Genomic DNA, 25,790 nt, shown 5'->3' on the forward strand with positions numbered 1-25,790 from the left:
ATTAAATAATAGGTTTGCGTTCTTTAATGACGCGAATTGTTTTTAATGTAGTATCTTCGGGTCCTTGTACTGGTAAACCAGCTTCAATATTCATTTGAATATAACGAATATTTTCTTGAGTAATTATTTCCCCGGGAATAAAAATCGGAATACCTGGGGGATATACCATAACGAATTCTGCGCAAATACAATTATCCGCTTCTGCAAGTGGAACAACTTCAGTATCTGCATAAAATGCATCACGTGGTGACATAGCAAGTGCAGGGATGTCTGGAACATTGACCATTGTTTCAGTAATTGCAGCTTCTGAATCGAATGCTTTTGACATACGGCTAAGGGCATTGATCAGAAGATTGATGTCCTTTTTCGTATCACCTAATGTCACTAAACATAAAATATTGTATAGATCTGATAATTCTACTTCAATATTTGCATTGTGACGAAGCCATTCTTCAGCTTGATGACCAGAGATACCTAAATCTTTAACGCTTATTAATAGCTTTAAAGGATCCATATCGTAAGTTGCTGATGAATTTAATTTTTCTTTACCAGCACATTTTACATGTGGAATTTGGTTAATACGTTTACGTGCATCTTTGGCCAAGCGAAGTGCATCCCCAATTAAATCATAACCATGGATCGCTAGCTGACGTCTTGCTGTGTCAAGGGAAGCGAGTAATGGATAGGATGTCGATGTTGTTGTTAGCATCGACAGGATAGCTTGTACACGTTTTGCAGAAACAAGTCCTTCACGAACATTTAAAATAGACGTTTGAGTCATAGAACCACCAAGCTTATGTACGCTAGTTGCAGCCATATCAGCTCCAGCCTCCATTGCGGAGTATGGAAGATCATCATGAAATTTAATGTGTACACCATGTGCTTCATCGACAACTACCGGAATATTGCGACTATGGACTATTTCGACAATACGTTTTAAGTCTGCCGAGAAGCCGAAGTACGTTGGATTAATAACAAGAACTGCCTTTGTATCTGGATAAGCATTTAATGCTTTTTCAACAGCTTCAGGCGATATTCCATGAGAAATACCATACTCACTATCTACTTCGGGATGAATAAAAATCGGGATTGCCCCAGCAAAAACAATCGCCGACATAATGGATTTATGAACATTCCGTGGTACTAGAATTTTATCACCTGGACCGACAACGGTCAGAATCATCGCCATGATGGCGCCACTAGTACCTTGAACGGAAAAAAATGTATGATCAGCACCAAAGGCTTGGGCAGCAAGTGTTTGCGCTTCTTTAATGGCGCCCTTCGGTGAATGTAAATCGTCTAGTGGAGCAATATTAATTAAATCAATTGATAAAACGTTGTCGCCGACGAATTCTCGGAACGCAGGGTCCATACCTTGCCCTTTCTTATGGCCTGGAATATGGAACTGAATTGGGTGTCTATTTCGATGTTTGAGTAATACGTCGAACAATGGAGTCTCTAATTGTGACAACGCAGGTACCACCTCACTTTATAATATGTAAGAAAACAAATGAATTATAGCACCTAATTGCAAGAAAAAATAGACTTTACTGAAAAAAATAAAATAAAAAGGATATTTTGATAATTTCGAGAAAATAGTATCGAAGGAAAGGGGAGATACTATGAATTGGAATACACGTGTGACGGAGCTTTTAAATATTAAATACCCAATTATTCAAGGGGGATTAGCCTATTTAGCATATGCTGATTTAGCAGCGGCGGTATCAAATGCTGGGGGCTTAGGGCAAATAACAGCTATGAGTTTAAGAGATCCTGACTTATTGCGCGCAGAGATCCATAAAGTGAGAACATTAACGGATAAGCCGTTTGGTGTAAATTTTGCAATTGGTATGTATGGCACTGGTTATGAGGATATGGTGCGTGTTGCAGTGGAAGAAAAAGTACCAGTTGTTACGATGACTGGAGGAAATCCAACACCTATTTTTGATATTTTGAAAGGAACGGATATTAAAAAATTAGTACTAGTTGCTGCACGTAGACAAGCTCAAAAGGCAGAAGAACTAGGCGCAGATGCTGTTATAGTTGTTGGGCAAGAGGGTGGAGGTCACCTTGGTCGCGATGATATTGGGACAATGGTACTCGTGCCACAGGTTGTAGATAGTGTGAAAATACCTGTTATTGCCTCAGGCGGAATTGGTGATGGCCGTGGCTGGATGGCAGCTCATGCACTAGGAGCAGAGGGAATTGAAATGGGTACGCGTTTTATAGCGACAAAAGAATGTGTTGATGCTTCTGAGGCTTATAAAGAAGCTTTAATTGCAAGTACGGAGGCAGATACGACTGTTATCAAACGCTCTATTGGTGCACCAGCAAGAGCGTTGAGCAGTGAATTTACGCAAAAGATTTTAGAAATTGAGCGCACTACACCTACGTATGAGGCATTGAAAGATTATATTAGCGGGAAAGCTAATAAACGTTTTATTTATGATGGTGAAAAAGATGAAGGGATTGGCTGGGCTGGACAAGTTACAGGAATGATTCATGATGTTCCAACAGTCGAGGAGCTGATCACCCGAATGCTTGCAGAAGCAGAAAGTATTCGGGTAAAATGGGCTTAACGTCATCCGAGCCAATCATTTATATCAATGTTCTAATGAAATTGTAAAAACTATGGAACATTTAAATGTAAAAGGTATGATGAAAAATAGACATCTGGCGAAGGCTGGACAAATCAAAACCAATTTGAAACGGATAGACAGATTATATAGCTGCTCTTGTGGTAAAGTTGGATAGAGATTTGAACGCAAGCTCTAATTTAGTAAATTACTTAATCTAAGGAATTTAACTGAACAAAACCTTAGATGTGTACGCAACGATACTGCGGAATTTAAGCCTTTGGAGAGTCATACTAAATGGCAGTAGCTTTATGCGAAAAGAGACTCAAAAATAAGGCGAAAGTCGGAAGAAATAAGTTGTGTCACAGTAGAGATGTCTACATTTTTTTAGAAATGTAGATGTTTTTCGTATCGGGTCAGTAATATAAAGGTGGTTATGTTTAATGGAATACTCTTATCCGTTTTCAACTGATTGGTCAACAGAAGAAATTGTAGATGTTGTGCGATTTTTTGAAGGAATTGAACAAGCTTATGAAAAAGGCATTAAGCGTGAAGTAATGATGGCAAAATATCGTCGTTTTAAAGAAATTGTACCTTCACAGGCCGAGGAAAAATCAATTTTCCGTGAGTTTGAAGAAGCAAGTGACTATGTCAGTTACCCTGTTGTGAAGCAAGCAAAAGAAGGAACAGATGGTACAATTATTAAAATTGCCCCGAAGCAACGTCGATAACAATAAAAGCGCGAGAAATCAATTTTAACAACGTTGATTTCTCGCGTTTTTTTTTGATGCTTATTCCTCAAAGCTTTCGTGAAGCGGTTGATGAGTGGAATCAGCATGGAAGTGGACGCGAGAAATACTCACGTCCATTTTACACTATGTTTGTGTTAAAAATTGGCTTATTTCATATACTACATAAACAAAAAAATCCGGAATGATTTCCTCTTACCCTCATCCACAAATAATCTTCAAAAAAATTTTCATTTGCTAGGAATAATAACGAAAATTTTCCACAATATATAAATAACGTTGAAAACTGTTTTAGTTATTATGTGCAGAGCTTAAAGCACAATCCGTCAAACTTTATTTTCCAACAATGATGTTATAAATAGGGAGTAAAAGGCTAAAGGTTTCTTCCGTTAATTGATGAAGTTGGCTAGCTGACAGCTTGACAGCTTGATCTTTTGGAATATGACGACCTACTAAAAATTCTCCTTTTTTAACATCACGTAAACGGATAAGTAATTCGTCTAGCTTGTCTTCCTTTGCATCTTGCAAGGAGATAGCTGCTGGAGACATGTGATCTCCAGAGACAATGAAATCATCAGGAAGCTGCTGTAGCATTGCTTTGTTGGCCATTAAACGTTCTGCCATCACATTTTTTTGTGGTGCTTCATAAATAATAGCTAAGACGATGAATAAATGTGTGCTCCAAAGTCCAATCTGAAAGTGAGGTAATGATTTATAACCTCTTTTGTACGGAGCGAATGCAACCCAGCTATCCTTTGGGGGATTTACTGTTCTACGTGCATGCTTCGCAACATGAGGATAAAATTCTTCTCCAAGTTGACTTGAAAAGAAGGAAGAAAAATCCTCTCCAAGCAATTGGAATTTTGGTCGTACACATTCATTTAAAGCATCCATTCTCTGTTCTAGCCCGTCTATTTGAAAAACATTGAAGTCTTTGTTAGTCCACTTTATTTTCGGCATTTTTATGAACTCCTTTCGATTTATAAGGTTTATTTTATAAGGAAAATGGGAAAAAATCTTATAACAAGCATTTTATCGAATGTGATAAGTTTTTGTGAAAAATAAAAAAAGGAAGTGATTTTTATGAAACCAATCGTAAAAATTATACGTAAAGTCGACATTGAAAAGCAATATGAACACATTTTGCAGTTAGAATTAGATTATGAATTAGCCTCGCTATTCTCGGCAATGAATGAAAAAAATGAATTTGAAATTGAAAAAAGTAAAAAGCGTCTAGTTGAAATTCAGCTGGAACTTGAAAGTTTGCACGCCTATGCGTAATGAAAATTATATACCGATTTGAAAAATCACTTGCTGAATATTCCGACAGCAGGTGATTTTTATTGCTATAAAGGGTAAAATAGACAATATATCATAATGCAAAGTTATATTTTCAGGGAAGAATTATTAACAAAAAAGAATTTTAACTTCTTTCAGCGGGCGTCCAAACATCTGTATCTGTCGCTACGCTTTCGGTACAAAAGACATCCGCTGAAATAGAGGAACTAGTGATGTAGGCTAAAAGCATAGGGCCTTTTCTTATAATCGAAGGGTGGGTTTTTATGGATTTACAACAAATTGATCAATTTGCGAAAAGTATTATATATGAAGCGGGTAGCCGTATTCGAGAGGCCTTTTCGTACAATCTAGTTATCGAGACAAAATCAAGCGCAAACGACCTTGTCACAAATATTGACCGTGAAACAGAATTATTCTTTATCGAAAAAATACGAGGTTTCGATCCGACCCATAAAATTTTAGGGGAAGAGGGAATGGGAGAGAAGGTAGAGTCGTTAGAAGGTGTTGTATGGATTATTGATCCAATCGATGGCACGATGAATTTTGTGAAACAACATCGTCATTTTATGATTTCTATCGGTATTTTTATTAATGGGGTAGGCAAGCTTGGTTACATATTTGATGTCATGCGTGAAGATTTATTTTATGCTATTGCAGGTGAAGGGGCATGGTACAATGACTCACCATTACGTAAATTGCAGTCAGTTAAAATAGAAGAATCGGTCATTGGTATAAATGCTCACTGGGTAGCACCAAATCGACATATTCACAATGAAAAAGTAATTGAAATGGTTAGAAAAGTACGTGGAACGAGGTCTTATGGTTCAGCTGCAATGGAAATAGCGTTTGTTGTCAGTGGTAAATTAGATGCTTATGTGTCTATGCGACTATCGCCGTGGGATATTGCTGGAGGAACGATTATCGCTAAGGAAGTTGGTGCTATTACCACTAATTTACATGGGGAAGACTTTGATTTCTTGCATCAGGATACGTTTATTATTGCCAATCCTTCTATACACAAAGAGTTATTAGAAAAATATATTGTGCCTTATGAATAATAAAAGGAGCCATGTCTATTGTTTAGACAGGCTCCTTTGTGCGATTAAAGTAGTCCTTGCTCACGTAGTTTACGTTTCATTTTAAAGGCTGTCATGAAGATGACACAAGTAGCCATAATGCCTGCTATTATACCTAACCAACTACTAACTGCCACGGAATATCCGATAGAACACATTGCTAAAACAGCCGCTAATGCGTAAACCGCCATTACGAATTTTGCACGATTCATAGCCGAGCCTCCTATATAAAAAATTTATAATGCAAATATATTTTTTTAGAATGATGTAAATTCTAATAAGGACATTTCTATCCTTCTTGTGCTATAATATCACAGTTAAACATTCGAAAAAAGAATATGGAGTGGAATAATGACAAACTTACGTCAAGATCTTCGCAATATCGCAATTATCGCACACGTTGACCATGGTAAAACTACTTTAGTCGACCAATTACTAAAACAATCGGGTACATTCCGTTCAAACGAACATGTTGAAGAACGTGCAATGGACTCTAATGATATTGAACGTGAACGTGGTATTACAATTTTAGCGAAAAATACTGCAGTAAATTATAACGGAACTCGTATCAACATCCTTGATACGCCTGGACACGCCGACTTTGGCGGTGAGGTAGAACGTATTTTAAAAATGGTAGATGGCGTTTTACTAGTTGTCGATGCGTATGAAGGTTGTATGCCGCAAACACGCTTCGTACTAAAAAAAGCGTTAGAACAAAAATTAACACCAATTGTGGTTGTTAATAAAGTAGATAAGGACTCAGCTCGTCCACTAGAAGTAGTAGATGAAGTATTAGAATTATTCATCGAGCTAGGTGCAGATGACGATCAATTAGACTTCCCTGTTGTTTATGCATCTGGGGTAAATGGTACTGCTTCACTTGATGCAGATCCAGCGAAACAAGAAGAAAACATGCAATGTCTATTTGAGAAGGTAATCGAATCTATTCCAGCACCTGTTGATAATTCAGCAGACCCATTACAATTCCAAGTAGCTTTACTTGACTATAATGATTACGTAGGTCGTATCGGTATCGGACGTGTATTCCGTGGTACAATCGAAGTAGGTCAACAAGTAGCACTTATGAAATTAGATGGAACAGTAAAACAATTCCGTGTTACAAAAATCTTTGGCTTCTTTGGCTTAAAACGTGAAGAAATTCAATCAGCAAAAGCTGGTGATTTAATTGCCGTTTCAGGTATGGAAGACATCAACGTTGGTGAAACTGTGTGTCCTGTTGAACACCAAGAAGCTTTAACACCGTTACGTATTGATGAACCAACTTTACAAATGACGTTCTTAGTAAACAATTCACCATTCGCAGGTCGTGAAGGTAAATTTGTAACAGCACGTAAAGTAGAGGAGCGCTTACGTTCACAACTTCAAACAGACGTTTCTTTACGCGTTGAAGATACAGATTCTCCGGATGCTTGGACTGTTTCTGGACGTGGTGAGCTTCACCTATCTATCCTTATTGAAAATATGCGTCGTGAGGGCTTTGAGCTACAAGTATCAAAACCACAAGTAATCATTCGTGAAATTGATGGCGTGAAATGTGAGCCATTTGAACGTGTACAAATTGATGTACCAGAAGAAAATGTTGGATCAATTATCGAATCAATCGGTACTCGTAAAGGTGAAATGTTAGATATGATTAACAATGGCAATGGCCAAGTTCGTTTAACATTCTTAGTACCTGCACGTGGTTTAATCGGTTATACAACTGAATTCATGTCAATGACTAAAGGTTTCGGTATCATCAACCATACTTTCGATTGCTACCAACCATATATTCCAGGTCGTATTGGTGGTCGTCACCAAGGTGTACTTGTATCAATGGAAACAGGTAAATCGACAACTTATGGTATGATGCAAGTAGAAGACCGTGGTACACTATTTGTAGAACCAGGTACTGAAATTTATGAAGGTATGATTGTTGGTGAAAATACACGTGATAATGATATCACTGTAAACATTACAAAAATGAAGCAAAAAACGAATGTTCGTTCTGCTACAAAAGATGCGACAAACGTAATTAAAAAGCCGCGTTTATTAACACTAGAAGAAGCATTAGAATTTTTAACTGATGATGAGTACCTAGAAATCACACCAGAATCTATTCGCCTTCGTAAACAAATTCTAGACAAAAACGAACGTGAGAAAGCAGCGAAAAAATTAAAAAACGCTGATAAATAATTTTTTGCTTCCACGAAAGGAAGATGAGTCTTGGATATTAAGTCCGCTTTATTAGGTGAACTAAATGTTATTCAAGTTGCTGCACAAACAAACGCAGAGGAAACAGCTGAAGCCTATAAAAAAATGGCAGGGATAACACGTTTTTTATATGAAAACTTACCGAACTATGATATTGCAGGCTATGTTCTGTTTGCTCTAGTGTTTTTGCTCTCTGCACTTGTTTATAAACTAGGCTTTGCAAAGAAATTAAAACTATCACAAAATATCGTTATTTATATTTTCCTGTTTTTAGGATGTATAATATTAACATTTTTTGCATTATATCTTCCGATGGTAGAAGGGCTCATAGTGGCTGCGTTGATTTTAATTGTCTATAAAACACGTTTATGGCGTGAAAAAAGAGAAGAGCAACAAGCTACTAATCAGTGAAATAACTTTACCTTAATTGAAACAGTCTTAGCGTAGAATCGCTAAGGCTGTTTTTTTCGTTTAAAAAGTAGTATTTTTACATTGAGCTCTTAGAAATGAAAGTGATGGAAAGAATAGCTGGAGCGACGGATAGAACAATCGAAGTGAAGGAAAGAATAGCTGGGGCGACGGATAGAATCGAAGCGACGGAAAGAATGGCCGAAGTGACGGAAAGAATAGCCAAAGCGACGGAAAGAATAGCTGGAGCGACGGATAGAATAACTGGAACGACGGAAAGAATCGAAGTGACGGAAAGAATAGTCGAAGCGACGGAAAGAATGGCCGAAGCGACGGAAAGAAAAGCTGGAGCGACGGAAAGAACAACTGGAACGACGGAAAGAATAGTCGAAGCGACGGAAAGGATAGCGGAGCGACGGATAGGACAATCGAAGCGACGGAAAGAATAGCCAAAGTGACGAATTGAACGTCCTCCATACATTTGGTATTGAACAATTTTAAAATATAGGCACCGAACCTTCCTGATATGAATAAGTTAATGTCGATAGGCTTATTTTCATCAATCAAGGAGGAAATGAAATGCGGTGGCTTAAAAAAGGTTTGCTATTTAGTGTTATTGCTTTGTTACTCCTTTCTTTGACGGCGTGTAATAATAAAACGGAGCTTGAAAAGGTCAAAGTTGGGGAAGTAACGCGCTCGATTTTCTATGCGCCGCAGTATGTAGCACTTGAAAAAGGGTACTTCAAGGATGAAGGGCTTTCCGTTGAACTACAAACAATTGCAGGTGGCGATAAGACGATGACGGCGCTACTTTCTGATGGCATTGATATCGCCTTAGTTGGATCGGAAACTTCTATTTATGTTACGCTCCAAGGCGCCAATGACCCGATTCAAAATTTTGCGCAGTTAACTCAAACAGATGGCACATTTTTAGTGGCACGTAATAAGATGGATAACTTTTCATGGGATCAGTTAAAAGGCTCTACATTTTTAGGTCAACGTAAAGGTGGGATGCCGCAAATGGCTGGTGAGTTCGTCTTGAAAAAACATGGTATTGCCCCTACCAATGATTTAAAACTTATTCAAAACATTGATTTTGCAAATATTGCTACTGCCTTTGCTTCTGGAACAGGGGACTATGTACAGCTATTTGAACCACAAGCTAGTATGTTTGAGAAAGAAGGTAAAGGTTATATTGTCGCTTCATTTGGTACTGAATCGGGACAATTACCTTATACATCGTTTATGGCGAAAAGTAGCTATTTAAAAGACAATGCGAAGACAGTTCAAGGCTTTACAAATGCTTTGAAACGAGCACAGGATTTTGTACAAAAAGCGAGTCCGGCCGAAATAGCGAAAATTATTCAGCCATATTTTGAAAATGTAGATGTTGGCTTGATTGAAACAGTGGTTGAGCGTTATAAATCACAAGGTTCCTATGCTACAGATCCTATTTTGGATAAGGGGGAATGGGATAACTTGCAAAAGATCATGGAGGAAGCAGGTGAACTTCCTCAACGGGTAGATTATGAAAAGCTTGTGAATACAACCTATGCTAAAAAGGCAGCTGAGTAATATGGAATTTTTAAAAGTAGAAAATATTCACCATAGTTATTTTTCGAAAACGCAGGCTAAGGATGTTTTACAGGATATAAATTTGGAAATTCGTGAAGGTGAGTTTGTTTCTTTTATAGGACCTAGCGGATGTGGGAAAACGACGTTATTATCAATTATTGCGGGCTTGTTTTCGTCTACAGAGGGTAAGGTTTACATTGATGGTGAGGAAATTTCATCACACAATCAGTCTCTCATTGGTTACATGCTTCAGCAAGATTATTTATTCCCATGGAAGACTATTGAGGAAAATGTCACGATTGGTTTGAAAATCATGGAGCGAAGTACTAAAACGCATAAAGTAACTGCAAATGCGCTTTTGCGAGAAATTGGTTTACCGCATGTAGGGAATAATTATCCGAGAGAGTTATCAGGTGGCATGCGTCAACGAGTAGCGCTGGCAAGAACTTTAGCGGTGGACCCTAAAATTTTATTGCTAGATGAACCGTTTTCGGCACTTGATTATCAGTCTAAATTAAAACTGGAGGATTTGGTTGTTGAAACGTTAAAGGCCTATCAAAAAACTGCAGTTCTTGTAACGCATGATATTGGTGAAGCCATTGCGATGAGTGAACGGGTATTTCTATTCTCGGCAAATCCAGGTACATTGCATAAAGTTTTTGACATACCTGCGGAGTTACAAGAGCTTTCACCTTTTGATGTTCGACAGCATCCAGCATATTCAGATATATTCCAAACTATTTGGAAGGAGCTGGAGAGTCTTGGATAATGCTTTATTTAAACAGTATCTGCAAATGTTAAAAAAAGAAAAGCGCTATGTTCGATTATATCAGCTTATCATCTTACTCGTATTTTTTTGTGGGTGGGAGCTTCTTTCAAGATTTGGATGGATTGACCGTTTAATTTTTAGTTCACCAACGCAGGTATGGCACACATTAATAGAAAAAGTGAGCGATGGTTCGTTAACACTGCACGTTGGTGTTACGTTAATGGAAACAATCATTGGCTTTATTGCTGGTACATTAATAGGCACTTTAATAGCAATTGTATTGTGGTGGTCACCGATGCTATCGAAGGTACTAGATCCATATTTAGTTATTTTAAACGCCATGCCGAAAGTTGCTTTAGGACCAATTTTAATAGTCGCTCTTGGTCCGGGGTATTTTTCAATTATAGCGATGGGTGCGTTGATTTCAATCATTATTACAACCATCGTAGTTTATACAGCTTTTAAAGGGGTAGATCCGAACTATAGCAAAGTATTACAAACTTTTGGGGCAACTAGATGGCAAATATTTAGGGAAGTCATTTTACCTGCTTCATTTCCAACGATTATTTCTACTTTGAAAGTAAATGTAGGACTTTCTTGGGTAGGTGTTATTGTAGGTGAATTTTTAGTTGCTTCAAAAGGGCTAGGTTATTTAATTATTTATGGCTTCCAAGTGTTTAATTTTAATCTTGTGCTAATGTCACTTCTCATCATCGCTTTTTTTGCGACGATTATGTATCAGGTTGTCGAGTTGATTGAGAAGGCGATTGTAAAAAACAATGGTTAGACGACAAAGGAGGTGTCTCAAATATAATGAGCCACCTCCTTTTGTTGCTGTTAAAATTCTTTATCCATTTGTGGTGAAGTACGATAAAAACGGAAATTTCCTGTTTCAATGCGTGCAACGGTATTTTCTTCAATACGATCATGGCAAGTACCGCACATGTACGTATGAATTGGTCGATTGCGTAATTTTTTTGCTAACGGTAAATTATCATCTAAATTGTTAATTGTATCGCAAATAACGCATTTTACGCGCATTGCATTCCCTCCTACTCAGCACGAATTGCTACTATATTTTTGATAGGGTTGTCTACATTTGAACCGTCTCTAAATAGCACATGAACAGGGCCATCTTCTGTTAATGGCTTGCCATCTTGGCTGTATTTTAAAATTAATGTGTAAGCTTCTTCAATTGTAAATGAATATTCTTTACTATCTTCACATTCAATGACGATTGTTGTTGCTTCAGGTTTAATCTCAGCATTTTTCAAGAAGTGACTTAATTCAATCCCAAAAGTACCTGTTTCCATCCCTTTGCGGTCAAATTTTCGTTCTGATTTCAATGTTGGTGGGAAAGTAGCTCCTTCCATAATCTCACGCGACCAGTGAGCCCCTACTTCACGCATATATTTAATATCCGAATCTTCCTCAACTTCTTTTGCATCGAAGTACGTTTTTAAATCTAATTTACGATCATCGAAAATCCAAACAGTGGGATCTAATGTTAGTTGGAATGTAACTGCGCCCTTGATAGGAATTATTGTTTCCATTATAGAAATCCTCCTCAAATCTTGTATATCCATGAAATAGTATAACGCTAATGACTAGAGATAATAAAGAAATATAATTCGATTTCTCTATTTTCCAATGTAGACACTTGCATTTTTAACGACTAAAAGATAAACTTTATTAAGATAGAATCGAAGAAATATCAGATAATGGGGGCGTCCTCATGGATACTAAATCACAAACTTCTTTTCAGGAGAAGGCTTTGGAGCTTTTAGTTGCTGATGCAGATAAAATTGCTCGCCTCATTCGAGTACAAATGGATCATTTAACAATGCCACAATGCCCTTTATATGAAGAAGTATTAGATACACAAATGTTCGGCCTTTCACGTGAAATTGACTTTGCTGTGAAGCTTGGACTCATTGATCGCGAAAAAGGCAAAGAAATTCTCGATTCACTCGAGAAAGAGCTTTCTGTACTACATGACGCGTATACAGACAAATAAAAAGAAAAAACTCAAACGCAATTTGCGATTTGAGTTTTTTTTCTAGAATGAGGTTTTCCGATGAAACAATACTTAAAACGTTATGCACAAAACTTTGATTACCCATTATTTTTTACTGTACTATTGTTAAGTTTATTTGGATTAGTAATGATTTATAGCTCAAGTATGATGGTAGCAATTGCAATAAAAGGGCAATCACCAGACTATTTTTATCACAAGCAAATAATCAATTTAACTGTAGCTTTTCTTGGATTTTTAGTAGCAGCTTTTTTCCCTTATAAGCATTATGCAAATAAAAAAGTAATGTTGTTACTTACGGCTGTACTAGTTGTGCTATTTACTTGGGTAAAAGTTGCTGGTAATGATGAAATAGGAGTAGGATCCAAAAGTTGGATACAAGTTCCCGGTCTAGGGAACTTTCAGCCTTCTGAATATGCGAAGCTATTTATCATTTTATATTTTGCTGCTGCTTTTTATCGGAAAGGACAAAAATATACATTTGAAAAGCTACAACCAACAGAAATATTTTATCCAATATTCCTCTGGATTCTTGTTGTTGCTGGTGTAGCATTTGAAACCGATTTGGGAGCGAGCATTATTCTTTGTGGCATTGCTGTTTGTGTAGTTGCAGCGAGTGGCATTCCCTTTAAAACGTTTTGGAAGTTTTTTGGGGTATTGGGCGCGTTTGGGGGAGCCATCTTTGGTATACTATTGCTGTTTAAAGGTAGCATGTTAACTGATAACCGTTTAGGTCGTATTAAATCCTATATAAACCCATTTAATTACGAAGATGGTAGTGGTCACCAAGTTGTCAATAGTTATTATGCAATTGGTGGAGGCGGTTTAGGAGGAAGAGGTCTCGGTCAATCGATTCAAAAATTGGGGTATTTGCCTGAACCACAAACCGATTTTATTATGGCGATTATTATGGAGGAACTCGGGATTAAGGGAGTTCTGATCGTATTATGTGGTTTAGGATTTATTGTATATAAAGGGTTTTCGATTGCATTACGCACGAAAGATCCACTAGCACGTATGATTACGGCAGGTATTGCGAGCTGGATTGGCTGGCAAACGTTTATCAATCTTGGGGGTGTAACTGGGTTAATCCCGTTAACCGGTGTAACGTTACCTTTTATTAGCTATGGCGGGACATCTATAATTATTCTATCTTTAGCGATGGGAATATTAATCAATGTTTCTATGTTTGAAAAGGTAGAAAGGAAAAAGACACAATCATAAAGGGGGATATCAATGGAGTCAATGAAAAAAATTCTCGTAGCCAATCGAGGAGAAATTGCAATTCGTATTTTCCGTGCATGTACGGAGTTGAATATCCAAACAGTAGCCATTTATTCGCGGGAGGATAGTGGTGCATTTCATCGTTTTAAAGCAGATGAGGCTTATTTAGTGGGGGCTGGCAAGAAACCAATTGATGCTTATCTAGATATAGAGGGCATTATTACAATTGCCAAAGATGCTAATGTTGATGCGATTCATCCGGGTTATGGTTTTTTATCGGAAAACGTAGAGTTTGCACGTCGATGTGAAGAAGAGGGGATTGTCTTCATTGGACCGACTTCTCAGCATTTAGATATGTTTGGAGATAAAGTGAAGGCGCGTGAACAAGCAATTTCTGCAGGCATTCCTGTTATTCCTGGTACAGATGGTCCAGTAAATAATTTAGCAGAGGTAGAGGCTTTTGCTAGCGCATACGACTATCCAATTATGATTAAGGCAGCATTAGGCGGCGGTGGTCGTGGAATGCGTCTTGTTCATACAGAAGAGGAGTTAGCTTCCTCCTATGAACGTGCAAAATCAGAGGCGAAGGCAGCATTTGGCTCTGATGAGGTATATGTAGAAAAGGCTATTATTAAGCCAAAGCATATTGAAGTCCAAATTATAGGCGACCAACAAGGTAATATCATTCATTTATATGAACGTGATTGCTCGATTCAACGTCGTCATCAAAAGGTTGTTGAAATCGCACCATCGAATTCAATTTCGGAAGATTTAAGAAGCCGAATTTGCGATGCGGCGGTTCAATTAATGAAAAATGTCTCATACATAAATGCGGGGACAGTAGAGTTTTTAGTTGCAGGCGAGGATTTTTACTTCATCGAAGTTAACCCTCGTATTCAAGTAGAGCATACGATTACTGAAATGATTACTGGTGTTGATATTGTACACGCCCAAATTAAAGTAGCAGCAGGCTACGGACTGCATAGTGAGGAAATCCACATTCCACAGCAGGCAGATGTTCCAATGATTGGCTATGCGATTCAAGCGCGTGTCACAACGGAAGACCCGGCTAATGACTTTATGCCAGATACGGGGAAGCTTATGGTATACCGTTCAAGCGGTGGCTTCGGCGTTCGATTAGATGCCGGAAATGGCTTCCAAGGGGCTATAGTAACACCGTACTATGATTCATTGCTAGTGAAAATTTCAACGACAGGAATGACGTTTAAAGAAGCCGCAGCAAAAATGGATCGAAATTTAAAAGAGTTCCGTATTCGTGGGGTGAAAACGAATATCCCATTCTTAAATAATGTCGTGACGCACGAGAAATTTTTAACCGGAGAATTTGATACAAGCTTTATCGATACAACACCTGAGCTATTCATTTTCCCTGAGCGCAAAGACCGTGGGACAAAGCTCTTAAGCTATATTGGGAATGTGACATTAAATGGCTTCCCTGGCGTAGAGCAGAAGGCGAAACCAATTTTTGTACAGCCGAGCATCCCAAAAGTCGATAAACTAATCGTTCCTCCGGCGGGAACAAAGCAAATTTTAGATGCCCAAGGAGCAGACGGGCTAGTGAAATGGATTCTAGAGCAAGAGGATGTGCTATTAACGGATACAACTTTCCGAGATGCGCACCAATCACTTCTTGCGACACGTGTACGTTCACAAGATATGTTCGGAATTGCAGATGCAACAGCGCGTATGATGCATGACTTCTTCTCACTGGAAATGTGGGGAGGCGCGACGTTTGATGTGGCTTACCGTTTCTTAAAAGAAGATCCATGGGAGCGTCTTGCCAAGCTGCGCGAACAAGTACCGAATGTACTATTCCAAATGTTATTACGTGGTGCGAATGCAGTTGGTTACACAAACTATCCAGACAATTTAATTCGTGAATTTATCGCTGAATCAGCGGCATCAGGCATTGATGTTTTCCGTATTTTCGATAGCTTGAACTGGATTAAAGGAATGGAAGTAGCCATTGATGCTGCACGTCAATCAGGTAAAATTGCTGAAGCTGCGATCTGTTACACAGGAGATATTTTTGATCAAACAAGAGCGAAATATTCAGTTCAATACTACAAGGAGATGGCAAAGGAGTTAGAGGCAGCAGGTGCCCATATTTTAGCGATAAAAGATATGGCTGGCTTATTGAAACCAGAGGCAGCCTATCGTTTAATTTCCGAGTTGAAAGAGACGACAAGCCTACCAATCCATTTGCATACGCATGATACAAGTGGCAATGGTATTTATTTATATGCCAAGGCGATTGAGGCAGGAGTGGATATCATTGATACGGCGCTCGGTTCGATGGCAGGTTTAACGTCCCAGCCAAGCGCCAACTCCTTGTACTATGCTATGAAGGGTAATAAGCGTAACGTTCGTGCCGATATCGATGCGCTTGAAAAGTTATCGTACTATTGGGAAGATGTGCGTAAATATTATAAGGATTTTGAAAGCGGCATGATTAGCCCGCATTCTGAAATTTATGTCCACGAGATGCCAGGTGGTCAATACAGTAACTTGCAGCAACAGGCCAAAGCAGTTGGCCTAGGTGACAGATGGGAAGAAGTGAAGCACATGTATTCCCGTGTAAACCTTCTATTTGGCGATATTGTCAAAGTAACCCCATCATCGAAAGTAGTCGGCGATATGGCGTTATTTATGGTACAAAATGATTTAGATGAAAAGTCTGTACTGACAAGAGGGCAAACTATCGACTTCCCAGATTCCGTGATTGAGTTCTTCCAGGGTTATTTAGGACAACCTCATGGTGGCTTCCCAGAGGCACTGCAAAAGGTAGTATTAAAGGATCGTGAAGCAATTACAGTACGTCCTGGTGAGCTATTGGAGCCTGTGAATTTTGAGCAACTAGAGGCGGTGCTTGAGGAAAAATTAAATCGTGCCGTGACGAAACAGGATGTGCTAGCGTTTGCTTTGTATCCAAAAGTGTTTGAAGAGTATGCAAAAACAGTGAACTCATTCGGCAATATTTCGGTATTAGATACGCCAACATTCCTCTATGGGTTAAAACTAGGCGAAGAAATTGAAGTCGAGATCGAAAAAGGAAAAACACTAATAATTAAACTTGTTTCCATTGGTGAACCACAGCACGATGGTACGCGTGTTATTTACTTTGAGCTAAACGGTCAATCCCGTGAACTAGTGATTCAAGATATGACTGTCGAAGTAGATGGTAGCTTGGCATTAAAGGCTGATCCAAGTAATCCAAACCAAATTGGCGCAACGATGCCAGGTACGGTCTTAAAGGTAGTCGTATCGAAAGGAAGTCATGTAAAACGTGGGGATCACTTATTAATTACTGAAGCAATGAAAATGGAAACGACTGTCCAAGCACCAAAAGATGGCATCGTGAAAGAAGTATACGCAAGTGCGGGCGACGCCATTTCAACGGGTGATTTGTTAATTGAAATTGAATAATTGATAAAAAAGAAGGTTATTAGATGGCTTTTATAGCATACTAATAACCTTTTTTATTGTGCTACATTATCAAAATGTAGGGTTGATTTCCTGGAGACGTGCAATGATGCTGGTCACAAAGGCGGTATCACAGGTTATCTGAACGCTTATCGCCCAACTTTTGAATTTTATCGACTAACTTTCGCGTTTTATCGACTAACTTTCACGTTTTATCACCCAACTTTTAATGTTTATCGACATCCATCTACCAATAAATATTACTATTTTTTAATAATAAACTTGTCGATTTTTTGACATATTATTGGATAGAAGCGTTTGATAATAAAAAGATTCGCCATTGAAAAATATGGCGAATCTTTTTCTACTATTATTTGTTTTTTTCATTATAATTGCTACGTGCAACTAGCATTACCATATAGCAAAGTAGACCAAACAGCATTGAAATAAATAATGAATGAAGTAATGCGACTGTTAAATTCAATTTTGTTAGAACTACTAGCATACCAGCAATTACTTGTAAAATTACTATAGTAAAGGCAATAATCCAGCCATAGTAAATTACACGTTGATGTTTATATTCTTTTACAGCGTGCCACGTTATGTATGCAATCCAAATGAAAAAGATAAGAACGGCTAGTCGATGCCCCATTTGCACCCATTCGTACATATTATTAAAAGCTGCGAATGGTGTATCGTTATAGCAAAATGGCCAGTCAGGACATATTAAGCTTGCATCTGTATGACGAACAAGCGCCCCTGTATAAACGACTAAATAAGAATAAATTGTGACAGCAATTGTATGCCAACGTAGTTTTTTTCCAATAAAAACGTTATCGGCATCAAATTTGCGATCGACTTCAAATACAATCATAGAAAGGAGGAGAACAGCAGCAAAGGAAATAAGAGAAATCCCAAAGTGGAGCGCTAATATGAAATCACCTTGTCCCCACAACACTTGAGCTGCTCCGATAAGAGCTTGTGCGATTAAGAAAAACATTGCTAAGAAACCTAATAATTTTACTTCGCGAATATGGCCGAGTTTACGCCATGTCCAAACTGTTAACGCAAGAATAGAAATAGATACGACCCCAGTTATAAGACGATGTGAAAATTCAATTAAGATTGCTGGTGTAATTTCTTTTGGAATAAGAGAACCATTGCAATCAGGCCAGTTTCGACCACAGCCTAAACCACTATCTGTTTTAGTAACAAGTGCCCCGCCTAGTAAAACAAGGAGCATTCCAACTGTAGCGGCAACAGCAAACCATTTCATATACCTGTTTTGTTGCATAAAATGAGTCACCTACTTTATCTATGGACATTACATGAAAGTAATGTTTCTGCTACTAGATAATATCGAAAATACAATTAAAATACAACTTGTAAAGAGTAGGGAGTATTAGATGTTGATTCCATTTCACAAATTGTTCATAATTTCGTACTCTAACCTTCACAATTCATTTTAGAAAATGTTTTACTATAGATATGTTGTTTTTAATATATTTCTAGACAAAGCTAATTTTTACAACTTCATCTAAATTTCACTTAATGTCTAGAAATCAATCGCAAATTTCGCTATAGTAATTGGTAGCGGAATATGCTTACAAAAATGAAAGGAGAAGGTATCAATGTCAAACGGTCGTGCTCTGACGGCTACTAGAAATAGTGGACCAGCATCAACATCTGTTGTAAAAGATTTCTTAGCACTAATAAAAATTGGAATCGTTAACTCGAATCTTGTCACAACGTTTACAGGGATGTGGCTGGCATTTCAATTTACTAGTAGACACTTCTTGCAAGAGCTTGATGTCATATTATTCACCATGCTAGGTGCGGCATTAATTATAGGTGGATCAGGCGCAATGAATAACTTTATTGATCAGGATATTGATCCAATCATGAAAAGAACTAAGGGTAGACCGACAGTAACGGGTAGATTTAAGCCGAATTTTGTATTGACTATTGCCCTCTCATTTTTAATTGTAGGTGAAATTTTGTTATTTGCGGCATCGTTTGCGGCCGGCATGTGGGGACTAGTAGGGATATTTGCTTATGTCGTTCTGTACTCAATGTGGTCAAAGAGGAAGCATGTTAGTAACACGGTTGTAGGAAGTATTTCAGGGGCGATCCCACCAGTTATTGGGTTTGCAGCGGTTGAACCTGCATTAGGTCCTGGAGCACTTGCCCTATTCCTTATCATGTTTGTATGGCAACCACCGCATTTTTATGCACTTGCTATGAAACGTACTGAGGAATATCGTGCAGCTAATATACCAATGCTACCTGTAGTAAAAGGATTTAAACGTACAAAGTACTCAATGTTTTTCTGGATTCTTTTATTATTACCATTACCATTCCTTTTACCAGAGCTTGGTGTTGGCTTCTTAATTCTTGCCACTGCATTGAATTTAGGCTGGTTGATTCTAGCTTTTAAAGGCTTTACCACAAAAGATGATATGAAATGGGCAAATAAAATGTTTATCTATTCTTTGAATCATATGACCATACTATTTGTAGCCATCATAATTTTTGCGTTGTTTAGCTAAATTTAGGAATTCTTTCTTTTCCTAAAGAATTCATATAGACAGAACTTATTTCCTAGGTCACATGAAAAATACAACAAAGAAAGAGGGGTTTAATTAAGCTATGATGAAAGGGCTTAAAAAATGGCGTCTTTTTTCACTACTAGCAGTGATGATGGTTTTCCTTTCTGGTTGTGGTGAAGATTATATTTCTGCACTGAAACCATCTGGTCAAGTAGGTAAAGAACAATTCAATCTATTAATGCTAGCTACTGGAATTATGACGTTAGTTGTAGTAGTAGTATCCGTTATCTATTTACTTGCATTCTTAAAATTCCGCCGTTCAAAAGTTGGCGAAAACGTTATTCCTAAGCAAGTAGAAGGAAGTCACACTCTTGAAATAATTTGGACAGTTATTCCAATTATTTTATTATTAATCTTAGCTGTACCAGTCGTTACGGCTACTTACAAATTTGCAGATGTTGCTGCGATGGACGAAGTAGATGAAAACGGTGACAAAACAGCACTTACTGTAAATGTAACTGCAAATTTATATTGGTGGGAGTTTGAATACCCTAACCAAGGTATTGTAACTGCACAAGAATTAGTTGTACCAACAGGTCAAAAAGTTTACTTTAACTTAAAAGCTGCCGATGTTAAGCACTCATTCTGGATTCCTGCTATAGGCGGTAAAATGGATACGAACGTTGATAACTTAAACAAGTTCTATCTAGAATTCGATAAAGAATCAAAAGACCTTAAAGACGGCGTATTCTATGGTAAATGTGCTGAGTTATGTGGTCCTTCACACGCTCTAATGGACTTCAAAGTTAAAGCATTAAGCCCAGATGCATTCGACGCATGGGTAGCTTCAATGAAAGCAACAGATAAAAAAATGCCAGACAAAACTTCAGCTGATCTAGGCGAGGCAACATTTGCTAATAGCTGTATGGGTTGTCATGCTGTATCTGGTACAAGCGGTCCAGGTTCAAAAGGTCCTAACTTAACTACATTTGGTGACCGTAACCGTGTCGCTGGTTTCTTAGATCATGATGAAGAAAACTTAAAAGCTTGGATTAAGAATCCTGAGCAATTCAAGCCAGGTAACTTAATGATGAACCCAGAAGGTACTGCGCCGATTTATGGCGATTTATCTGACGAAGAAATTCAAGCTCTAGCAACTTATATCATGGGCTTATCTGTTGAGAAATGATTTTAACTTTAATGTAACAAACTTTGAGGGAGGTAAAAGTTGTGAGCTCATACACACAGAAAAAGGGCTTTGGAGCAACTGTCTGGGACTACATTACAACTGTTGACCATAAAAAGTTAGCAGTAATGTATTTATTAGCCGGTACATTGTTCTTCGCTATCGCTGGTTTTGAAGCGTTATTAATGCGTATTCAATTAATGCAACCAAATAACGATTTCGTCTCAGCTGGTTTTTTCAATCAATTATTAACAATGCACGGAACAACAATGTTATTCCTAGCTGCGACTCCATTACTATTTGCATTTATGAACATGCTTGTACCATTACAAATTGGTGCACGTGACGTAGCATTCCCGTTCCTTAACTCGTTAGGGTTCTGGTTATTCTTCCTAGGTGCAGTATTCCTTCACCTGTCATTCTTTATGGGTGGCGCGCCTGATGCGGGCTGGACGTCTTACGCATCATTATCTTTATATTCTCCTGGACATGGTATTGACTTCTATGTTCTTGGTTTACAAATTTCAGGGGCGGGTACATTAATATCAGGTCTTAACTTTATTGTTACGATTATTACGATGCGTGCTCCAGGTATGACATTCATGCGTATGCCATTATTCACTTGGACAGCGCTAGTATCAAGTGCATTAATTTTATTCGCATTCCCTCCATTAACAATTGGTTTATTAATGATGTTATTTGACCGTATGTTCGGTGGTAACTTCTTTGACCATACTATGGGTGGTAACACAATTATTTGGGAACACTTATTCTGGATCTTCGGACACCCAGAGGTTTATATCTTAGTATTACCAGCGTTTGGTTTATTCTCTGAGATTATCCCAGCGTTCTCTCGTAAACGTTTATTTGGATACTCTTCAATGGTATTCGCAACAATTTTAATCGGTTTCTTAGGGTTCATGGTTTGGGCTCACCACATGTTTACAGTTGGTCTTGGACCAACAGCAAACGCAATCTTTGCTGTTGCAACAATGGCAATTGCCGTTCCAACAGGTATGAAAGTATTTAACTGGATCTTAACTATTTGGGGAGGATCTATTAAAGTTACAACACCAATGCTTTATGCACTTGGTTTCATCCCGTCATTCGTTGCGGGTGGTGTTACAGGGGTAATGCAAGCATCTGCACCTCTTGACTACCAATTACACGATTCTTACTTTATCGTTGCTCACTTCCACTACGTAATCGTTGGTGGTATCGTAACAGCGTTATTTGGTTCAGCGCACTTCTACTGGCCAATTTTCTTCAACCGTATGTTAAACGAAACACTTGGTAAAATTACTTTCTGGGTATTCTTTATTGGATTCCATTTAACGTTCTTCGTTCAACACTTCTTAGGTTTAATGGGTATGCCACGTCGCGTATTCACTTACAGAGAAGGTCAAGGTTGGGATCAGTTTAACTATATCTCTACAATCGGTGCATTAATGATGGGTGTAGGGGTTATCTTAATGGTAATCAACTGCTTAATGTCAATCAAAGGCAAACCAGCAGGTCGCGATCCATGGGGCGATGGACGTACATTAGAATGGTCAATTCCACAACCAATCCCATTCTATAACTTCCGTCAAACACCACTTGTTCGTGGTTTAGATCCATGGTGGATTGAAAAGCAAGAAGGTAATAAAGAAATTACATTTGCTGAGCCAGTCGGTGATATTCATATGCCAAACAACTCAGCCATCCCATTTGTTATTTCTATGGGCTTGTTTATCGCAGCATTCGGTGCTCTTTATAATCAAGATGCAGATAAACCATGGTCAATTTATGTTTTAATTGCAGGTCTTGCAATTACATTCGGTGCTATGATTTTCCGTTCTGTTAAGGACGATCACGGTTTCCACTTACACAAAGAAGAAATTCTTGAAATTGAAGAACATCTTTACGGCAAAGGAGGAAATAAATAATGGATTTCAATACTAAATTTACTCCTCATACTTGGCCAGATCATCCTGAACAAGCGACGATGGAAGGGAAAAATAAAGTTGTTGGTTTCTGGATTTTCCTTGCCTGTGAAGTTGTACTTTTCGCGAGTTTATTCGCTACTTACCTAGCGCTTAAGAACAAAGGGCCTGCTGGCATGGAGTTCACAACACAAGGTTTATTTGAATTACCTTTAGCTTTCGCTATGACGATGTTATTATTAACATCTTCACTAACGTCTGTTTATGCCATTTACCATATGCGTAACTTTAACTTTAAAGCTATGCAAACTTGGTTTGGTATTACATTACTTTTAGGTCTTGGATTCTTAGGTCTTGAAATCTATGAATTCAATCATTATGTAGGTCTTGGTTTTACATTTGACCAATCTGCATTCTCAACTGCGTTTTATTCTTTAGTTGGTACACATGGTTTCCACGTAACATTAGGTCTTGTGTGGTTTGCTACGTTAATGCTACGTAATGCTAAGCGCGGTCTTAACTTATACAATGCACCTAAATTTTTCGTGGCTGCTTTATACTGGCACTTTATCGACGTAGTTTGGGTATTCATCTTTACAGTAGTATACTTGATGGGAGTGATCGGATAATATGTCTACACACGATACACCTATAGTTGCTAAGACACAGGCACAATACGAGTATGATCGTCATCATAATGCCGTTCATATGCGTAAACAAGTACTCAACTTTGCGATTATGATTTTCTTTACGTTCATCGCATTCGCAGTAGTTGCTGCTGATTTTTCTAAATACTTAGTATTACCGCTTATTTTATTGCTTGCTGGTGTTCAAGTTGTTCTTCAACTTTACGCTTTCATGCACTTAGAAGACAAAAAAACACACTTCGGTGGTGTAATTGGTTTCTTCATGTGGATGGGTATACTAATCGCATTTACATTCTTCTTAGCATTTTTAACAATTGTTTGGTGGTAATCACCAAAAAAAGCACGTTCTCTACTTAATGTAGGGGCGTGCTTTTCTTTTTAAAGTATGACTTGGGCAAAACGAGGGGTTGATTTCCGTTCCGACTGGGCGCTTTCCTGGGGGCGTCCGATGAGCCGCTTCGCTTCGCTGCAGGGTCTCATCTGTGACGCTAATCCCCGAGGAGTCGCCCAGTCTCCACTCCAATCAACTTATTCACATAGTATGTATCCTCTGAATGTCACTTTAATTTAAGTGATAAAACGCAACTTTAGCAATGTTCTTTATGTGCGAAAGCGAAGCGACAGCAACAAAAGAGTTTCGTCTTTGCGACAGCGACGACATTGTACAATTACGTCACTGTTATAAGTCTATTCTGTTCAATTATGATGCGTTGTCATAGTGTCCAATTTTGAAATGCATTAAAATTTATAAAAATTTTACGCTATTGCTGATTGGAGTGGAAGGCTACTCGACTCCCGTGGGAAAGCGAGACATACGAGACCCTGAGGCCAACACGATGTTGGTCACGAAGGCATTGTCACAGGATGTGACGCACTTAGCCTTCGTTCCTTTAGCGGAGGAAGCGGCTCGTCGCCCGCCCACAGGAAAGCGAGTAGCCTGGAACGGAAATCACTCTCACGCTATGATGATGAGCTAGCAAGAAATAATATATTTCATGTTTGGTTTATATACTTCGAATATTTTTTCTATAAATATGATAATCCTGTAAGAAAGGTAAACTATAGATAGTAATTTGTTCACCTTTCGTTCATTGCAGAATAAGTGTAAGCGTTCTATAATAGGAGTACTGAAGGTAAAGGAGTGCGTTCTGTATGCCACTTAGTATATTTGGTTTCCAAGCTTTATGGAGCCCATACTTAATAGGGGTTCTTGTTTTCATAACAGTCATCTATTTTCTAGTCACAACAAAGTGGCGCAAAGATTTTAAAGTAAGTGAGCCTTTGAAAAAGGAAGAGGCTATTTATTTTGTACTGGCAATGGTAACGATTTATATTATTAAAGGATCTCCAATAGATTTAATGGCACATATTATGTTTACGATGCATATGGTGCAAATGGCTATTTTATTGTTACTTGTTCCGATTTTTTTAATTAAGGGAATTCCTTGGTGGATATGGAAAGTTGCGATTGAAGCACCGGTTGTTAAATCTTTATTTAAAGTATTTACACTCCCTGTCGTTGCGGTATTTGTGTTTATTGGGTTATTTTCTTTCTATCATTTACCTGCAGTATTAGACTACATTAAATTAAACGAAACTTTACATGGTACATATACATTTGTATTATTTGTTTCTGCTACATTAATGTACTGGCCTTTGATTCAAAAGATGCCTAATAGTTCGCAAATGAAACCCTTGTATAAATTAGCCTATATTATTGCTAACGCGGTATTAATTACACCTGCGTGTGCGTTAATTATTTTTGCGCCAAACGCAATGTATGAAACATATACAAATGGTGATGCATGGCTAAAGGCAATGGAACTTTGTGTACCTGTTTCTACATTGTCTAGTTTATCTTTATCAGGACCAGAGCTCTTTACAAATATGACACCTGTTGCCGATCAGCAACTAGGCGGCGTTTTAATGAAGATTTTACAAGAGCTTATTTTTGGTGTATTACTTGGATCAATATTTATTAAGTGGTATCGTTCAGAACAAAAGGATCCTGATAAAATTACTGCTGATGCATTAAAAGAACATCAAAAGAAATGGGAAAATCAACAACAACAACATCAGTTGTAAAAAGAAACTTTAATTTGTATAAGGGGTTT

25 protein-coding genes are annotated in these 25,790 nt (G+C 38.1%); 19 read left to right on the forward strand and 6 right to left on the reverse strand.

Going from position 1 to position 25,790, the window contains the following annotated elements; all coding sequences use genetic code 11:
* Position 1: 1 nt before the first annotated feature.
* The gene (locus MY533_RS03605; protein ID WP_248718064.1) at positions 2-1,471 is read right to left on the reverse strand and encodes an aminotransferase class I/II-fold pyridoxal phosphate-dependent enzyme; all 1,470 of its coding nucleotides are present in this window, start codon (positions 1,469-1,471) and stop codon (positions 2-4) included.
* Between the two features lie 151 nt (positions 1,472-1,622).
* On the opposite strand from MY533_RS03605, the gene MY533_RS03610 reads away from it, so the two are divergent.
* Positions 1,623-2,579 (forward strand): NAD(P)H-dependent flavin oxidoreductase, encoded by a 957-nt coding sequence (locus MY533_RS03610; RefSeq protein ID WP_248718065.1) that lies wholly within the window; start codon positions 1,623-1,625, stop codon positions 2,577-2,579.
* A gap of 440 nt (positions 2,580-3,019) precedes the next feature.
* Positions 3,020-3,307: a UPF0223 family protein gene (locus MY533_RS03620; RefSeq protein WP_248718066.1), complete on the forward strand. Its 288-nt coding sequence runs from the start codon at positions 3,020-3,022 to the stop codon at positions 3,305-3,307.
* Between the two features lie 351 nt (positions 3,308-3,658).
* Here MY533_RS03620 and MY533_RS03625 read toward each other — a convergent pair whose 3' ends face one another.
* Positions 3,659-4,285 (reverse strand): YktB family protein, encoded by a 627-nt coding sequence (locus MY533_RS03625; RefSeq protein ID WP_248718067.1) that lies wholly within the window; start codon positions 4,283-4,285, stop codon positions 3,659-3,661.
* Between the two features lie 123 nt (positions 4,286-4,408).
* Between MY533_RS03625 and MY533_RS03630 the strand changes: the two genes are divergently transcribed.
* The gene (locus MY533_RS03630; protein ID WP_132357656.1) at positions 4,409-4,606 is read left to right on the forward strand and encodes a hypothetical protein; all 198 of its coding nucleotides are present in this window, start codon (positions 4,409-4,411) and stop codon (positions 4,604-4,606) included.
* Between the two features lie 281 nt (positions 4,607-4,887).
* A complete protein-coding gene (locus MY533_RS03635) occupies positions 4,888-5,682 on the forward strand; it encodes an inositol monophosphatase family protein (RefSeq protein WP_248718068.1) in 795 nt (264 codons plus the stop codon).
* Between the two features lie 44 nt (positions 5,683-5,726).
* Here MY533_RS03635 and MY533_RS03640 read toward each other — a convergent pair whose 3' ends face one another.
* Positions 5,727-5,912: a DUF5325 family protein gene (locus tag MY533_RS03640; protein ID WP_132357652.1), complete on the reverse strand. Its 186-nt coding sequence runs from the start codon at positions 5,910-5,912 to the stop codon at positions 5,727-5,729.
* 139 nt (positions 5,913-6,051) lie between these two features.
* On the opposite strand from MY533_RS03640, the gene typA reads away from it, so the two are divergent.
* The 6 genes from typA (at position 6,052) to MY533_RS03670 (ending at position 11,453) form a co-directional block, all read left to right on the forward strand.
* On the forward strand, positions 6,052-7,896 hold the full coding sequence (gene typA, locus MY533_RS03645; RefSeq protein WP_132357650.1) for a translational GTPase TypA: 1,845 nt from the start codon (positions 6,052-6,054) through the stop codon (positions 7,894-7,896).
* 30 nt (positions 7,897-7,926) lie between these two features.
* Positions 7,927-8,325: a YlaH-like family protein gene (locus MY533_RS03650; RefSeq protein ID WP_248718069.1), complete on the forward strand. Its 399-nt coding sequence runs from the start codon at positions 7,927-7,929 to the stop codon at positions 8,323-8,325.
* Positions 8,326-8,420: 95 nt separating this feature from the next.
* Positions 8,421-8,771 carry a hypothetical protein gene (locus MY533_RS03655; protein ID WP_248718070.1) on the forward strand — a complete coding sequence of 117 codons (351 nt, stop codon included), beginning with the start codon at positions 8,421-8,423 and terminating at the stop codon, positions 8,769-8,771.
* 130 nt (positions 8,772-8,901) lie between these two features.
* Complete coding sequence (locus MY533_RS03660; RefSeq protein WP_248718071.1) at positions 8,902-9,897, forward strand: ABC transporter substrate-binding protein; 996 nt, start codon at positions 8,902-8,904, stop codon at positions 9,895-9,897.
* A gap of 1 nt (position 9,898) precedes the next feature.
* On the forward strand, positions 9,899-10,666 hold the full coding sequence (locus MY533_RS03665) for an ABC transporter ATP-binding protein (RefSeq protein ID WP_248718072.1): 768 nt from the start codon (positions 9,899-9,901) through the stop codon (positions 10,664-10,666).
* Complete coding sequence (locus MY533_RS03670) at positions 10,659-11,453, forward strand: ABC transporter permease (RefSeq protein WP_248718073.1); 795 nt, start codon at positions 10,659-10,661, stop codon at positions 11,451-11,453. The genes MY533_RS03665 and MY533_RS03670 overlap by 8 nt, the downstream gene beginning before the upstream one ends.
* 50 nt (positions 11,454-11,503) lie before the next feature.
* Here MY533_RS03670 and MY533_RS03675 read toward each other — a convergent pair whose 3' ends face one another.
* On the reverse strand, positions 11,504-11,707 hold the full coding sequence (locus MY533_RS03675; protein WP_053483434.1) for a YlaI family protein: 204 nt from the start codon (positions 11,705-11,707) through the stop codon (positions 11,504-11,506).
* Positions 11,708-11,718: 11 nt separating this feature from the next.
* Complete coding sequence (locus MY533_RS03680) at positions 11,719-12,219, reverse strand: molybdopterin-binding protein (protein ID WP_248718074.1); 501 nt, start codon at positions 12,217-12,219, stop codon at positions 11,719-11,721.
* A gap of 182 nt (positions 12,220-12,401) precedes the next feature.
* Here MY533_RS03680 and MY533_RS03685 point away from each other — a divergent pair, with 182 nt between their 5' ends.
* Genes MY533_RS03685 through pyc form a run of 3 tightly spaced genes read left to right on the forward strand, consistent with a single transcriptional unit; the run spans position 12,402 to position 17,372 of the window.
* Entirely contained in the window at positions 12,402-12,683 is a 282-nt protein-coding gene (locus MY533_RS03685) for an Fpa/YlaN family protein (protein WP_053483432.1), read from the forward strand.
* Between the two features lie 60 nt (positions 12,684-12,743).
* Entirely contained in the window at positions 12,744-13,925 is a 1,182-nt protein-coding gene (locus MY533_RS03690; protein ID WP_248718075.1) for an FtsW/RodA/SpoVE family cell cycle protein, read from the forward strand.
* A 12-nt stretch (positions 13,926-13,937) separates the two neighbouring features.
* Positions 13,938-17,372, forward strand: a complete 3,435-nt coding sequence (pyc, locus tag MY533_RS03695; RefSeq protein ID WP_248718076.1) for a pyruvate carboxylase — start codon at positions 13,938-13,940, stop codon at positions 17,370-17,372.
* A 367-nt stretch (positions 17,373-17,739) separates the two neighbouring features.
* Here pyc and MY533_RS03700 read toward each other — a convergent pair whose 3' ends face one another.
* Positions 17,740-18,663: a COX15/CtaA family protein gene (locus MY533_RS03700; protein ID WP_132357634.1), complete on the reverse strand. Its 924-nt coding sequence runs from the start codon at positions 18,661-18,663 to the stop codon at positions 17,740-17,742.
* A 337-nt stretch (positions 18,664-19,000) separates the two neighbouring features.
* Between MY533_RS03700 and cyoE the strand changes: the two genes are divergently transcribed.
* The 6 genes from cyoE to ctaG all read left to right on the forward strand — a co-directional run bounded on the left by cyoE (position 19,001) and on the right by ctaG (position 25,761).
* Positions 19,001-19,918 (forward strand): heme o synthase, encoded by a 918-nt coding sequence (gene cyoE / locus MY533_RS03705; RefSeq protein WP_132357632.1) that lies wholly within the window; start codon positions 19,001-19,003, stop codon positions 19,916-19,918.
* 100 nt (positions 19,919-20,018) lie between these two features.
* Positions 20,019-21,107, forward strand: a complete 1,089-nt coding sequence (coxB, locus tag MY533_RS03710; RefSeq protein WP_132357630.1) for a cytochrome c oxidase subunit II — start codon at positions 20,019-20,021, stop codon at positions 21,105-21,107.
* 41 nt (positions 21,108-21,148) lie between these two features.
* Complete coding sequence (gene ctaD / locus MY533_RS03715; RefSeq protein ID WP_248718077.1) at positions 21,149-23,032, forward strand: cytochrome c oxidase subunit I; 1,884 nt, start codon at positions 21,149-21,151, stop codon at positions 23,030-23,032.
* Positions 23,032-23,658 (forward strand): cytochrome c oxidase subunit 3, encoded by a 627-nt coding sequence (locus MY533_RS03720; RefSeq protein ID WP_142507582.1) that lies wholly within the window; start codon positions 23,032-23,034, stop codon positions 23,656-23,658. Before ctaD ends, MY533_RS03720 begins: the two co-directional genes overlap by 1 nt.
* 1 nt (position 23,659) lies before the next feature.
* Complete coding sequence (locus tag MY533_RS03725; RefSeq protein WP_248718078.1) at positions 23,660-24,004, forward strand: cytochrome C oxidase subunit IV family protein; 345 nt, start codon at positions 23,660-23,662, stop codon at positions 24,002-24,004.
* Between the two features lie 824 nt (positions 24,005-24,828).
* On the forward strand, positions 24,829-25,761 hold the full coding sequence (ctaG, locus tag MY533_RS03730; RefSeq protein WP_248718079.1) for a cytochrome c oxidase assembly factor CtaG: 933 nt from the start codon (positions 24,829-24,831) through the stop codon (positions 25,759-25,761).
* Positions 25,762-25,790 lie beyond the last annotated feature (29 nt).

The organism is Lysinibacillus sp. Ag94 (assembly GCF_023242215.1).
GTDB lineage: Bacteria > Bacillota > Bacilli > Bacillales_A > Planococcaceae > Lysinibacillus.

What these genes read in the sequence shown, in the direction of transcription:
- MY533_RS03610 (WP_248718065.1), top strand. Translation starts at nt 1,623, where the DNA reads ATGAATTGGAATACACGTGTGACGGAGCTTTTAAATATTAAATACCCA.
- MY533_RS03620 (WP_248718066.1), top strand. Translation starts at nt 3,020, where the DNA reads ATGGAATACTCTTATCCGTTTTCAACTGATTGGTCAACAGAAGAAATT.
- MY533_RS03625 (WP_248718067.1), bottom strand. Translation starts at nt 4,285, where the DNA reads ATGCCGAAAATAAAGTGGACTAACAAAGACTTCAATGTTTTTCAAATA.
- MY533_RS03630 (WP_132357656.1), top strand. Translation starts at nt 4,409, where the DNA reads ATGAAACCAATCGTAAAAATTATACGTAAAGTCGACATTGAAAAGCAA.
- MY533_RS03635 (WP_248718068.1), top strand. Translation starts at nt 4,888, where the DNA reads ATGGATTTACAACAAATTGATCAATTTGCGAAAAGTATTATATATGAA.
- MY533_RS03640 (WP_132357652.1), bottom strand. Translation starts at nt 5,912, where the DNA reads ATGAATCGTGCAAAATTCGTAATGGCGGTTTACGCATTAGCGGCTGTT.
- typA (WP_132357650.1), top strand. Translation starts at nt 6,052, where the DNA reads ATGACAAACTTACGTCAAGATCTTCGCAATATCGCAATTATCGCACAC.
- MY533_RS03655 (WP_248718070.1), top strand. Translation starts at nt 8,421, where the DNA reads ATGAAAGTGATGGAAAGAATAGCTGGAGCGACGGATAGAACAATCGAA.
- MY533_RS03660 (WP_248718071.1), top strand. Translation starts at nt 8,902, where the DNA reads ATGCGGTGGCTTAAAAAAGGTTTGCTATTTAGTGTTATTGCTTTGTTA.
- MY533_RS03665 (WP_248718072.1), top strand. Translation starts at nt 9,899, where the DNA reads ATGGAATTTTTAAAAGTAGAAAATATTCACCATAGTTATTTTTCGAAA.
- MY533_RS03675 (WP_053483434.1), bottom strand. Translation starts at nt 11,707, where the DNA reads ATGCGCGTAAAATGCGTTATTTGCGATACAATTAACAATTTAGATGAT.
- MY533_RS03680 (WP_248718074.1), bottom strand. Translation starts at nt 12,219, where the DNA reads ATGGAAACAATAATTCCTATCAAGGGCGCAGTTACATTCCAACTAACA.
- MY533_RS03685 (WP_053483432.1), top strand. Translation starts at nt 12,402, where the DNA reads ATGGATACTAAATCACAAACTTCTTTTCAGGAGAAGGCTTTGGAGCTT.
- MY533_RS03690 (WP_248718075.1), top strand. Translation starts at nt 12,744, where the DNA reads ATGAAACAATACTTAAAACGTTATGCACAAAACTTTGATTACCCATTA.
- pyc (WP_248718076.1), top strand. Translation starts at nt 13,938, where the DNA reads ATGGAGTCAATGAAAAAAATTCTCGTAGCCAATCGAGGAGAAATTGCA.
- MY533_RS03700 (WP_132357634.1), bottom strand. Translation starts at nt 18,663, where the DNA reads ATGCAACAAAACAGGTATATGAAATGGTTTGCTGTTGCCGCTACAGTT.
- cyoE (WP_132357632.1), top strand. Translation starts at nt 19,001, where the DNA reads ATGTCAAACGGTCGTGCTCTGACGGCTACTAGAAATAGTGGACCAGCA.
- coxB (WP_132357630.1), top strand. Translation starts at nt 20,019, where the DNA reads ATGATGAAAGGGCTTAAAAAATGGCGTCTTTTTTCACTACTAGCAGTG.
- MY533_RS03720 (WP_142507582.1), top strand. Translation starts at nt 23,032, where the DNA reads ATGGATTTCAATACTAAATTTACTCCTCATACTTGGCCAGATCATCCT.
- MY533_RS03725 (WP_248718078.1), top strand. Translation starts at nt 23,660, where the DNA reads ATGTCTACACACGATACACCTATAGTTGCTAAGACACAGGCACAATAC.
- ctaG (WP_248718079.1), top strand. Translation starts at nt 24,829, where the DNA reads ATGCCACTTAGTATATTTGGTTTCCAAGCTTTATGGAGCCCATACTTA.